The following is a 12,221-nucleotide window of genomic DNA, read 5'->3' as shown; positions in this document are numbered from 1 at the left end:
TTAAAAACAAACAAAATGAAAATATCATTTAAATATATATCTTATTTTTTCCTATTCGTTTTAGGATTAAGTATGACGCTTACTTCGTGTACGGACGACTTAAACGTGACGCCAAAGGATGATGATGAATTTTTATCAGAAACCTTTTTTAAAGATCCGGCATCGTACAAGCAAGTTTTAGCTAAATTATATGCAGGTTTGTATGTTGGAGGTAATGATGGTGATGGTGATGCGGCTATACCTGGAAAAAACCCTGATATCGCTGGACTTGGTGGTGACTTTAGCAGTTACTTAAGATTACTTTTTGTAACTCAGGAATTTACCACAGATGAAGCTATTATTGCCTGGGCTGATGGTACTCTACCAACTTTGAATGCACAAACATGGTCTCCTGCAAATGAGTTCTTGGAAGGGACTTTCTCCAGAGCGTTTTACCACATTAGTGTTGCGAATGAGTTTTTAAGACAAACAACAGAAGAGAAATTAGCGTCAAGAAATGTTGATGCCAAGCTGAAAGCTGATATTGCTAATTTTAGAGCTGAGGCTCGTTTTTTAAGAGCTTTCTCTTATTACAACTTAATGGATTTGTTCGGAAATGTGCCAATTACAACAGAAAAAGACCCAGTTGGATTCTTTTATCCGGAACAAAAAACAAGAGCGGAAGTTTTTGCTTTTGTTGAATCTGAATTGAAGGACTTAGACAATAGCTTAGTTGCTGCAAAACAAAACGAGTATGGAAGAGTTGATAAAACGGCTGCCAAATTTTTATTAGCGCAGGTTTATTTGAACGCTAAAGTATACATTGGTGTAGACAAGAATAATGAAGCTGCAACATTGTGTAATGAAATTATTACGAGTTCAGGTTATACTTTCGCAAATGTTCCGTACAGATACTTATTCTCTGCAGATAATAATAGAAATGGCGCTCAGTCTGAAGTTATTTTCCCAATTGTTAGTGATGGTAATGCCATTAGAGCAACTGGTGGAGGAATGAGTTTTATCATGCACGCTTCTATTGGAGGTAGCATGGATGCAGCATCCAGAGGAATGGATGGTGGATGGCAAGGGATTAGAACTCGTAGAGAGTTTGTAGCTCTTTTTCCTGATGCAACCGCAACAGGGGATAAAAGAGGAACATTCTATACGAATGGACAATCATTAGACATTAATAATGTATCGACCTTTACGGATGGTTATGCAGTAACAAAATACATCAATAAAAATGCTGATGGTTCTGCAGCACAAAGAAATGATATTCCGGATATTGATTTTCCAATGTTCCGATTAACAGATGCTTATTTAATGTATGCTGAGGCTACTCTTAGAGGAGCTACCAGCGGTAATCTTAATACAGCTTTAGGATACGTAAACCAAATTAGAGGCAGAGCGGGTGCACCAGCAATTACACTTCCACAGTTAACACTTGATTTTATCTTAGATGAAAGAGGAAGAGAATTGTTCTGGGAATGTCACAGAAGAACTGATTTAATTCGTTTTGGTAAGTTTAGCGGAGGATCTAAAATCTGGCAATGGAAAGGTGGAATTATGGCGGGAGCAGCAACTGCATCTTTCAGAGATTTAATGCCAATTCCTGCAAGAAATATCCAAGCAAATCCAACATTGAAACAAAATCCTGGGTATTAACTTTATAAAACATTAAAATGAAAAATATATATAAAATTTTAATCGCATTTATTGGTGTTTTAGTTGTTTCGTGTAATGCTGATGATGTAGAGAACAGACAAATTGTTGAAGCTGTTGCGACACCTGAAATTACGGCACCTGCAACAGGAAAAGCATTTGTTTTAGATGTGGATAAACCTTCGCAGGAAGTGGCCAAATTTACATGGTCTAAAGCAACCTATTCTGCTCCTGTAGTAGTAAGTTATACGTTGTTGATTGATAAAAAGGGAGGTGATTTTTCGAAAGCAGTTACGCTGGAAAGAACCACAAATATAGCCGAGGTTTCAGTGCTTGCAAAAGATTTGAACCAGGCAGCGATTGATCTTGGAGCTCCAACAGAAGTAGCCTCTTTATTTGATGTAAAAATAGCTTCAAGCGTTTCAGGCGGAGTTCCACAGGTTTCTAAAACAGTAATCACAATTAGTGTAACCCCTTATACCGGAAAAGTAGATTACAAATTTACTGAATGGTACTTAGTTGGTGATGCAACAGTTTCAGGATGGGATAATAATAAAGGAAATCAAATTTTATTCAGAAATCCAAAAAATCCTAATGAATATACTTTTACAGGATTCTTTAAAGCAGGTGCTTTTAAAACCATTAGTACTTTAGGCAGCTGGGCTCCAATGTATGGTGGTGCAAGTGATGTTTTAGTATACAGAGGAAAAGAATCTGACGCTGATCCGGCTAGTTTTGTAATTGCAAATCAAGGGTATTACACCTTTAAAATCGATGTGCAAAAACTAACGTACAAACTAACTCCGTATGATGCTACTGCTGCTAAAACGTATGGAACAGTTGGTATCATTGGCGATAGTACGCCCGGAGGCTGGAATACGTCGACAGCGATGAAAAAATCTACGTTCAACGATCATATCTGGACTCTGGGAGTAACGGCGTTGAAAGATGGCGGACTTAAATTCAGAGCAGATGATAAATGGGACGTTTCATGGGGAGGAACTACTCCGTTCTCAGGAGGAGGTTCCGGTGAAAACATACCAGTAGCAAAATCTAAATATGTTATTTATTTTAATGATTTAGACGGAAGCTATTTAATGATTCCAAATCAGGAATAATTTTTTACTGAAATTTAAAAGGGCTATCTGTTAGAAGATAGCCCTTTTTTAGTCAGACTAACTAACCAATCAACCACATTATGAAAAAAACTTTACTATGGATCACATTTTTGTGGTCTGTGGCTACTTTTGCCCAAACGCAAACCATAAGCCACTCCGTAAGTCCGTCAACTTTTGAAGAGACTACACCGATTACCATAACCATTAACGGCACAAGTGTTGATGAAAGCAGCTGGGGAATTACTGACCATTCCTTGTATATGTGGGCCTGGGCTTTTGATACCAACGATACTTCTCAAAAAGGAACTCCGGATAATGGTTCCTGGGATGCCTCAAGCGAGGCGAGTAAGTTTACCTATAATTCGGGTACAGATACGTATACCAAAACAATTACACCAACTACCTATTACAGTACTACAGGGATTGGAAGAATTGGTTTTTTGGTAAAAGCCAAAAATGGAAATGGCGATAAAAAATCGCAGGACATTTTAGTGGAAGTGGGCAGTTTTCAGGTTTTGCTAACTTCGCCAACAGAAAACAGTGCATCAATTATAACATCGGGATCTAATTTTGATATTGCTGCTACAAATACAAACGGTGCAGCAAGTTATTCCTTAAAGGCAAACGGAACGGTTATCAATACAAATTCAAGCACCGCAAGTTATTCTTATTCTCATGTTGGAGTTGCTAACAATCAGAGTTACGAGTTGAGTATCACTCAGGCAGGAATTACGATTGTAAAAAAGTTTTCGGTTGTAATAAATTCAAATACTGTTTCGCAGGCAATGCCGACAGGCTTGGTTGACGGAATTAACTACAATTCGACTGATGCTACAAAAGCGACTTTGGTTTTGGATGCGCCTTTAAAAGACTTTGTATATGTTGCCGGAAGCTTCAATAACTGGCAGCCAACTTCGGCCTACACCATGAAAAAAGACCCTGCTTCGGGAAAATTTTGGATGGAATTAACCGGATTAGTTTCGGGAGTTACTTATACCTATCAATATTGGGTGGTAGATACTACGCCGCTGGCTAATTCCCCATCTTTAGTAAAAACGGCCGATCCGTATTCAACTTTAGTGTTATCGCCTTTTGATGATCCTTCCATTCCTACAACTTCTTATCCTAACATGCCTGTTTATCCGGCGGGACAGCAATTTGAAGTGACTGTTTTGAAAACCGGTCAAACTCCGTACAATTGGCAGGTAAACAATTTTGTAAAACCTCAAAAAGAAAAACTAGTAGTCTATGAGGTTTTGGTTCGCGATTTTGATGCGGCTAGAAATTACCAAAGTTTAATAGATCGGATGGATTATTTTAAAAACCTTAAAATAAATGCAATCGAATTAATGCCGGTAATGGAGTTCGAAGGCAATGAAAGCTGGGGGTATAACACCTCGTTTCATATGGCTTTGGATAAATTTTACGGTACTTCAGACAAGTTGAAGGAATTTATTGATTTGTGTCACCAAAACGGAATCGCTGTGATCCTGGATGTCGCTTTAAACCATGCTTTCGGAAGAAATCCGATGGTGAGAATGTGGATGAACGATCCTGATGGAGACGGTTTTGGTTCGCCAACCGCCGAAAATCCTTATTTTAATACAGTTGCCAAACATGCGTATAATGTTGGGGAAGATTTTAACCATCAGGCCTTAAAAACACAAAATTATGTCGAACGTGTGGTTAAACAATGGATCGAAGAATATAAAATTGACGGTTTCCGTTGGGACTTGACCAAAGGTTTTACCCAGAATTGTACCGCTTCTGATGGAGCATGTACTGATGCGTACCAACAGGACAGAGTAGATGTATTAAAAAAGTACGCTGATTATTCATGGAGTCTCGACCCTACACATTATACTATTTTTGAGCACCTGGGGTCTGATAACGAGGAGAAGGAATGGGCCAATTACAGAATTGCTGAAACACCGTCTAAAGGAGTAATGATGTGGGGAAAAATGACAGGACCGTACAATCAATTGTCAATGGGGTATGCGAGTGAGAGTAATATTTCAAGAATGGCCAGCAGCAGCCACGGTTTTACAGCCAACCGATTAATGGGATATGCCGAAAGCCATGATGAAGAACGTTTGATGTATAAAAACATACAATACGGAAATTCTGGCGGAGGATACAATGTAAAAACACTAGACACAGCATTGTCCAGAATGTCGGCAATTGGAGCAGTTTCACTATTGGTTCCGGGGCCAAAAATGATTTGGCATTTTGGAGAATTAGGATGGGAGAACTCTATTTTTACCTGTAACGATAATTCGGTCAACACTGATTTCGATGGCGTTGCGGGCGATTGTAAATTAGATACAAAACCGCAGCCTCAATGGGTAAATAACTGGTTGGGCAATTCAGTGCGAAATAAAATTTACAACGATTGGGCAAAGATGATTGCGCTAAAAACAAAAGAGCCTGTGTTTTTGGGAGATCCTGTAATTGCAAATGCAAATTTACTGTCTGTAAACATAAAAATTACTAATAGTACTTTATCATCAACCGAGTTAAAAGATGTTTTGATTGTCGCTAATTTTGATGTTACATCCCAAAATGTTCCAACAGGTTTTCAATATGCCGGTGCATGGTACAATTTAATGGACAACACTACTATTAATGTTACCGATGTCAATGCGCCCTTAAATCTTCCGGCAGGAGAATTCAGAATTTATGGTAACAAACAGGCCAGTTTAGCCATAGCCGATTTCGAAAAAGAAAATTCAGTACGATTGTATCCAAATCCGGTTTCGAATTATTTTACCTTAAATGTGTCAATGTCAAAAGTTCAGATATATGCGATTTCTGGACAATTGGTAAAAAGTTTTACTACCAATGGAAATCCGGATTTTCAGTTTGTCGTAAGTGATCTGAAAACGGGGTTATATTTTGTAAAAGCTATTAACGAAAAGGGCCAAACTCAGGTGATGAAACTGATTAAGAAATAATTTTACCCATTTATATAGAAGAACATGCCTGACAAGTAAAAGATTTTTGGTTTTGTTAGTGGTGCGAAAGGGCTGTCTGTTTTTAGACAGCCCTTTCATTTTTCACCCCTTATTTTCCTTTATTGTACTCTCCGATTACAGAGAAATAGCCAAAAGTTCCCAGTCCTAAAACAATTAACGGTGTAAGGATAAAAAGAATGATGGTTCCAAAAACCAAGTCATCCTGTTTGTCGGAAAGCAGTTTAGGTAAGCCAAATTCAAAAATGCAAAAATAGGCCGCTGCAATGGCAAGTATAATCCATAAAACACCTAAAATTTGTTTGATCGTATTCATAGTTATAATATTAAAGGTGATTCGTTTTGTTTTTATTATCGATGTAAATCATTCCAATGACAAAGCAGACAGAGGCAATGATGATAGGATACCAGAGTCCGTCAAGATAAAAATCCGGTTTGCCGGCCTCTTTAGCATGTGTGACAAAATAAGTTGAAATTGCAGGCAGTAAGCCTCCAAAAATTCCATTTCCTACGTGATAAGGTAGGGACATTGAAGTATATCTGATTTTAGTTGGAAACATTTCTACCAGGAAGGCCGCAATAGGACCATACACCATCGTAACAAATAAAACCTGGATGAAAACGAAAAAGATTAAAGTCCATTTGTCAGCGGAATTAATCGTAATAGTGGTGTTGATTTGAGTTTGATTCTTGTTTGTAAAATGTGTTTTCTTTTCCAGTAAAGCTGTGCCGTCGCTATATTCTTTATAAGTAGTGTAAATAGAGTCTTTACTTTTTGTTATTTCAATCGATTGCGTGGTTTTGGAAATAAGTTCGGTTTTGTGGCTCAGATCAGTAGTGTTGTACATCGTTTTATAGATAGGCCTGTAAAATAAAATGGCAAGCAGCATTCCGCCCATCATAATGTGTTTTCGTCCTATTTTATCGCTCAGCCATCCGAAAAATATAAAAAACGGAGTGCCAAGTAATAGGGCAATTCCCAATAATTCATCAACCTGAGAAGAGTCGACATTCATTACAGTTTTCATAAAACTCATCGCATAAAACTGCCCGGTATACCAAACTACGCCCTGTCCCATAGTAGCGCCAAACAAAGCAAGTAAAACAAACTTCAGGTTGTATCGGTTTCCAAAACTTTCTTTCAGCGGATTGGTGCTTGTTGTTCCTTCTTTTTTGGCTTTAGCAAACACAGGAGATTCGTCCATGTTTTTACGAATCAAATACGAAATTCCTACCATTACAATAGAAACCCAAAACGGAACACGCCATCCCCAGGAGTCAAAATCCTCGGCCGAAAGAATGTTTTTCGTTGCTAATATTACCATTAAAGAAATAAACAAACCAACGGTCGCTGTAGTTTGAATCCAGGAAGTCCAATATCCTTTTTGATTAGCAGGAGCGTGTTCTGCTACATAAGTAGCTGCTCCGCCATATTCTCCTCCAAGGGCAAGGCCTTGCAGTAAGCGAAGAATTAAAACCAATAGAGGAGCAAGAAAGCCAATGGTTTTATAATCCGGAATACAGCCTATTAAAAAAGTAGAGCCGCCCATTAATAGCAGAGTAGCCATAAAAGTATATTTACGCCCAATGATATCACCAAGTCTTCCAAAGAACAATGCTCCAAAAGGCCGTACAACAAATCCGGCAGCAAAAGTGGCTAAAGTCGACAGAAATGCAGCAGTAGGATTGTCACTGGGAAAGAATTTGGTTGAGATTACGACCGCTAAACTTCCAAAAATATAGAAATCATACCATTCGATCATGGTCCCCATTGATGACGCCGAAATCACTTTCCAGATACCCTTTGTTGAAGTGTTGCTCATAAACAGACTTTAATAGACTTTGTGTACTTGATAAAAAATAAAACTTTAAATTATGGTTTTGCGAATATAGAAGATATTTTTTTATTTATTTAATACTTTTTTAACGAAAAATAAGCATGAGGATAATTGTAGTTTTTTAATCCTACTAATTGCGTTAAAATTAAAAAAGAAAGAAGTGTAAAAGTCCTGAATCGGTTGTAAGAGTAGGAGGTTTAGCAAAAGATTGTGTAACCGGAAAGAAAATAGTAGCAACGATTGCAGCTGTTAAAAGCGGCAAATTGTTAAAACAGCTTATTCTTTGCGATAAGGTTCTGGAAAATTGGGGAGTTGGTGCCGATATAAATCAGGAAGAAAAGTATTAAAAACAGAAAACCCGAATATTGCTATTCGGGTTGTTGTGGTACCTCCAGGGATCGAACCAGGGACACATGGATTTTCAGTCCATTGCTCTACCATCTGAGCTAAGGTACCGTGCTGTGCACATTGCGGGTGCAAAGATAGAATCATTTTTCGTTTATCCAAAACATTTTTTTAAAAAAATCAATTCGTATCTTCGCAGGGCTAAAAAAACAAAAATGATTTTAACGGTTGATGTTGGAAATACCAGAATTAAAGCTGCTGTATTTGAGGGAGGTAGTGTTCTTGAAAATTTTATTTTTGAGAAAAACGAGCTTGAAAAAAAAATTAAAAAAATTTTAGAAAAATATCAAAAATGCTCTGATTTGGTCGTGGCATCGGTCGGAAATATCGAAAAACAATCTTTTTTGACTTTCGAAAAACAGTTAAACGTTCATTTTTTAACTCATGAGGATGTTTTTCCCTTCACCAATAAATATGCGACTCCAAAAACATTAGGAATAGACCGCATGGTTTTGGCTGCCGGGGCTACTTTAAAGTTTCCCGGACAAAACAGATTGGTCATTGATGCCGGAACCTGTATTACCTACGATTTTATCGACGAAAAGGATAATTATTTAGGAGGAGCTATTTCTCCAGGCCTGAGATTACGGTACGAATCTTTACACAACTATACGGCCAGACTGCCTTTGCTCGCTTTGGAGTCGCCGGATTCTTATATAGGAGATTCCACAAAGCAGGCGATTCATTCCGGAGTAGTCAATGGTTTCGTCTATGAGATTGATGGTTTTATCGATGAATATCGCGCAAACTTTTCAAATTTTATAATAATTTTAACGGGAGGTGATGCAGATTTTTTGGCTAAACGATTAAAAAATACCATATTTGCCAATTCAAATTTCCTTTTGGAGAGTTTGAACCAAACATTTCAATATAAAATCGACAATGATTAAAAAAATTATAGTAAGCGCTTGTTTGCTTATCTCGTTCGTTTCATTCGCTCAACAAGGTACTGCGTCGCCTTATTCTTTTTTCGGAATTGGTGATGTAAGATTTAAAGGAACTCTTGAAAACAGATCTATGTCCGGAGTTGCAGTGGAACAGGATAGTATTCACCTGAATATTGAGAATCCTGCAAGTTACGCGAGTTTAAAGTTTACAACTTTTACAGTTGGGGGATCTTTTGGTACGTCTAATTTGAAAACCAGTGAGAAATCTGAAAAGGCACAAAGAGCCACTTTTGATTATCTGGCATTGGGAATTCCGATGGGAAAATTTGGTGCAGCGTTCGGTTTAGTTCCGGTAACTTCTGTTGGATATAAAATTCAAAATGACCTAACAGGTACAGAAGGAGCAACAAGTAACCAGCTTCAGGGAAAAGGTGGTGTTAATAAAGTATTTGTTGGTTTAGGATACAAAATTAAAAAGAACTGGAATATTGGAGCTGATGCACAATATAATTTTGGGAAAATCACGACCACAAGTTTAGAGCTGGTAACTGGCGTTCAAAATGCAACGAGAGAAACAAATGCTTCTGAACTGTCTGGTATTAGTTTTAATATTGGTACGATGTATCAAACAAAAATTGATAAAAAACTGAGTTTATTTACAAGCTTGAATTATACTTTTGCCAGTACTTTAAATTCAAACAGCACAAGAGTTATTCAGGTAGATGGTGATCCTGATCCGATTACGGCTCCTGATCATGAAGATAAATTAAAACTGCCGAACAAAATAACATTTGGTGCCGGTATCGGAGAAGCCAGAAAATGGTTGGTGGGTACTACAGTTTCTTTTCAAGGAAATGGACAGCTTGCAAACTATTACAACACAAGAGATAATGTTCGTTACGAAAAATATCAAAAATATGCTATCGGTGGGTATTACATTCCTAACTATGCATCATTTACAAGTTATTTAAGCAGAATGACTTATAGAGCTGGATTAAAATACGAGAAAATTGGTTTGGTGGTAAATAATCAGGAGATCAATGATCTGGGTATGACTTTAGGAGCTGGAATTCCACTTAATAACGGGTCTTTTTCGAATGTTAACATTGGTGTTGAGTTTGGAAAAAGAGGAACAGTGTCAGCTGGGTTGGTTCAGGAGAATTATTTCAACTTTAGTGTGAGCTTCTCTTTTAATGATAAATGGTTCGTGAAAAGTAAATTCAATTAAGCATAAGCTCTTATGTTTTTTTAAGCTCATTACAATTTACTACATTTGGCAAATGAATTTATCAAAGAGATATATAATAGCGGTTGTCACAGTTTTTACTGTGACACTGTTTTTTGGGTGCGAAAGTAATTTTAAAGAAGTTCAGAAAATTAACTTCTCAGAGTTCGTTCCTGGAAGTGATGCAGATACCGTTGATATAAAATATACAGATTCCGGACGTATAACAGGAGTTTTGAAAAGTCCTAAAATGTTGGACTATTCTAATCTTGACTTTCCTTTTACGGAATTCCCAAAAGGAATTGATGTTACTTTATATGATAAAAATCAAAAACGTACCTTTATAAGATCAAATTATGCTGTTTCGTACAAGCCAACCGGTATAATTGATTTGCAGGGAAAAGTAAGAATCACTTCAGAAGAAGGACAAATGCTGGAAACAGAACAGTTGTACTTCGATCAGAATAACGAGTGGTTTTATACCGAAAGAAAATTTAAGCTTACGGATGCAAAAGGAGCTTCAAACGGGCAAGGGATAGATTTTAGTAAGGATTTTAAAGTGATTAATTCTCAGCGTGTTAGCGGTGAAATAGAATCAAACGAATAAAAATACAGATTATGGGTTATTTAAAATATACACAATACGTTTACATCATATTTGCCATTTATTTTATTTATGATGGTTTTACAAAGATAAACGATGGAAATGATACTGCTGCTCTGAGTTTTATAATTGCGGGTATGGCAGTATTTATGTTTTTCTTCAGGAGGAAATTTGTCAAGAAATTTGACGATCGCAATAAAAAACAGTAAAAAATGGAAATTGGTATTATAATACTATGTTTAATACTGTCAGCTTTTTTTTCAGGAATGGAAATAGCTTTTATTTCCTCGAATAAGATTTATCTTGAAATCGAAAAGAAACAAGATAATTTTGCCTCACAAATTCTAACGAAACTTACCGGGAATCCTTCAAAGTTTATTGCCGCAATGCTTATTGGTAACAATGTGGCACTGGTTGTTTATGGATTTTACATGGGAGATTTGATCCTGGAGTCTATCATCAATTTAGGATTTCATTTTTCAAATTTGGCAAGTCTGCTGGTTCAGACTGTTGTTTCTACTTTTATCGTTTTGATAACGGCAGAATTTTTTCCGAAAGTTTTTTTTCAGATTTATGCCAATACATTAATCAAATTCTTTGCCATTCCAGCCTATTTGTTTTACCGACTATTTTATTATTTTTCGACTTTTTTCATCTGGATTTCAGATTTTGTATTGCGAAAGTTTTTCAAAACAGAAGGAGATCAGATACAGTTGTATTTTAGTAAAATTGAACTTGGGAACTATATTGCAGAACAAATGAACGCTGTTGAAGATGATGCTGAAGTAGACTCTGAAATTCAGATTTTTCAAAATGCATTGGAGTTTTCAGGAGTAAAAGCCCGTGATATCATGACGCCGCGTACGGAAATTGTTGATATAGATTTATTTGACAGCGTTGCAGATCTTAAAGAATTATTTATAGAAACCGGGTATTCCAAAATTGTAGTGAGTCAAAATTCGCTTGATGATATTGTGGGTTATGTACACTCATTTGATTTGTTTAAAAAGCCGAAAACAATAAAATCGGTTTTAATGACAGTTGAATTTGTTCCTGAAACGATTTTGATAAAAGATGCACTGAACTTATTGATTAAAAAGCGAAGAAATGTAGCTGTTGTTTTGGATGAATATGGAGGAACTTCGGGGATTATTACGATAGAGGATATTGTTGAAGAGCTTTTCGGTGAGATCGAAGATGAACACGATTTAGACGAGGAATTGATAGAACAGGAGCTGGGAGAAGGGAAGTATTTGTTTTCGACAAGATTAGATGTAGAGTATCTCAATGAAACCTATAAACTAACAATTCCTGAGGAGGATTCTTACGGGACTTTAGGTGGGTTTATCGTGAATTCGACCAAAGAAATTCCTCAAAAGGGAGAAGAAATAGTGATTGGGAGCTATCATTTTGTGATCGAAGAAGCCACAAATAAGAAAATTGAATTGGTTAAATTGACGATAAAAGAGTGATTTTTTAAATTAATAAAAAAAATTGTGTAAAATAAAACGCTAGTTGTATTGTTATTAAC

Annotated in this window: 10 protein-coding genes and 1 tRNA gene; 8 read left to right on the top strand and 3 right to left on the bottom strand. The window is 36.7% G+C overall.

From position 1 onward, the window contains the following. Positions 1-15: 15 nt before the first annotated feature. From FLA105534_RS16000 to FLA105534_RS15990, 3 genes are all read left to right on the top strand, one after another. On the top strand, positions 16-1,644 hold the full coding sequence (locus FLA105534_RS16000; protein WP_173967124.1) for a RagB/SusD family nutrient uptake outer membrane protein: 1,629 nt from the start codon (positions 16-18) through the stop codon (positions 1,642-1,644). Between the two features lie 17 nt (positions 1,645-1,661). Continuing rightward, positions 1,662-2,759, top strand: coding sequence for a SusE domain-containing protein (locus tag FLA105534_RS15995; RefSeq protein WP_173967123.1), 1,098 nt, complete (start codon positions 1,662-1,664; stop codon positions 2,757-2,759). Positions 2,760-2,839: 80 nt separating this feature from the next. Continuing rightward, positions 2,840-5,713 carry an alpha-amylase family glycosyl hydrolase gene (locus tag FLA105534_RS15990; RefSeq protein WP_173967122.1) on the top strand — a complete coding sequence of 958 codons (2,874 nt, stop codon included), beginning with the start codon at positions 2,840-2,842 and terminating at the stop codon, positions 5,711-5,713. 109 nt (positions 5,714-5,822) lie between these two features. Here FLA105534_RS15990 and FLA105534_RS15985 read toward each other — a convergent pair whose 3' ends face one another. From FLA105534_RS15985 to FLA105534_RS15975, 3 genes are all read right to left on the bottom strand, one after another. Continuing rightward, entirely contained in the window at positions 5,823-6,047 is a 225-nt protein-coding gene (locus FLA105534_RS15985) for a DUF6814 family protein (RefSeq protein ID WP_173967121.1), read from the bottom strand. Between the two features lie 10 nt (positions 6,048-6,057). Then, on the bottom strand, positions 6,058-7,554 hold the full coding sequence (locus FLA105534_RS15980; RefSeq protein ID WP_173967120.1) for an MFS transporter: 1,497 nt from the start codon (positions 7,552-7,554) through the stop codon (positions 6,058-6,060). 398 nt (positions 7,555-7,952) lie between these two features. Further along, positions 7,953-8,025: transfer RNA gene (locus FLA105534_RS15975), tRNA-Phe, on the bottom strand. Positions 8,026-8,129: 104 nt separating this feature from the next. Here FLA105534_RS15975 and FLA105534_RS15970 point away from each other — a divergent pair. The 5 genes from FLA105534_RS15970 to FLA105534_RS15950 are packed head-to-tail and all read left to right on the top strand — an operon-like array spanning position 8,130 to position 12,162. Further along, positions 8,130-8,864 (top strand): type III pantothenate kinase, encoded by a 735-nt coding sequence (locus FLA105534_RS15970; RefSeq protein ID WP_173967119.1) that lies wholly within the window; start codon positions 8,130-8,132, stop codon positions 8,862-8,864. Beyond that, entirely contained in the window at positions 8,857-10,089 is a 1,233-nt protein-coding gene (locus tag FLA105534_RS15965) for a hypothetical protein (RefSeq protein ID WP_173967118.1), read from the top strand. Before FLA105534_RS15970 ends, FLA105534_RS15965 begins: the two co-directional genes overlap by 8 nt. Positions 10,090-10,141: 52 nt before the next feature. Continuing rightward, complete coding sequence (lptC, locus tag FLA105534_RS15960; protein WP_173967117.1) at positions 10,142-10,693, top strand: LPS export ABC transporter periplasmic protein LptC; 552 nt, start codon at positions 10,142-10,144, stop codon at positions 10,691-10,693. Between the two features lie 11 nt (positions 10,694-10,704). After that, complete coding sequence (locus tag FLA105534_RS15955) at positions 10,705-10,899, top strand: hypothetical protein (RefSeq protein WP_173967116.1); 195 nt, start codon at positions 10,705-10,707, stop codon at positions 10,897-10,899. A 3-nt stretch (positions 10,900-10,902) separates the two neighbouring features. Next, on the top strand, positions 10,903-12,162 hold the full coding sequence (locus FLA105534_RS15950; protein WP_173967115.1) for a hemolysin family protein: 1,260 nt from the start codon (positions 10,903-10,905) through the stop codon (positions 12,160-12,162). Positions 12,163-12,221: the final 59 nt, after the last annotated feature.

It is taken from the genome of Flavobacterium collinsii, assembly GCF_902804485.1.
Lineage (GTDB): Bacteria > Bacteroidota > Bacteroidia > Flavobacteriales > Flavobacteriaceae > Flavobacterium > Flavobacterium collinsii.
Note: the sequence above shows the minus strand (reverse complement) of the source record. Positions and strands in the feature narration are given on the sequence as shown.

What these genes read in the sequence shown, in the direction of transcription:
- FLA105534_RS15965 (WP_173967118.1), top strand. Translation starts at nt 8,857, where the DNA reads ATGATTAAAAAAATTATAGTAAGCGCTTGTTTGCTTATCTCGTTCGTT.
- FLA105534_RS15970 (WP_173967119.1), top strand. Translation starts at nt 8,130, where the DNA reads ATGATTTTAACGGTTGATGTTGGAAATACCAGAATTAAAGCTGCTGTA.
- FLA105534_RS15995 (WP_173967123.1), top strand. Translation starts at nt 1,662, where the DNA reads ATGAAAAATATATATAAAATTTTAATCGCATTTATTGGTGTTTTAGTT.
- FLA105534_RS15985 (WP_173967121.1), bottom strand. Translation starts at nt 6,047, where the DNA reads ATGAATACGATCAAACAAATTTTAGGTGTTTTATGGATTATACTTGCC.
- FLA105534_RS15955 (WP_173967116.1), top strand. Translation starts at nt 10,705, where the DNA reads ATGGGTTATTTAAAATATACACAATACGTTTACATCATATTTGCCATT.
- lptC (WP_173967117.1), top strand. Translation starts at nt 10,142, where the DNA reads ATGAATTTATCAAAGAGATATATAATAGCGGTTGTCACAGTTTTTACT.
- FLA105534_RS15980 (WP_173967120.1), bottom strand. Translation starts at nt 7,554, where the DNA reads ATGAGCAACACTTCAACAAAGGGTATCTGGAAAGTGATTTCGGCGTCA.
- FLA105534_RS16000 (WP_173967124.1), top strand. Translation starts at nt 16, where the DNA reads ATGAAAATATCATTTAAATATATATCTTATTTTTTCCTATTCGTTTTA.
- FLA105534_RS15990 (WP_173967122.1), top strand. Translation starts at nt 2,840, where the DNA reads ATGAAAAAAACTTTACTATGGATCACATTTTTGTGGTCTGTGGCTACT.
- FLA105534_RS15950 (WP_173967115.1), top strand. Translation starts at nt 10,903, where the DNA reads ATGGAAATTGGTATTATAATACTATGTTTAATACTGTCAGCTTTTTTT.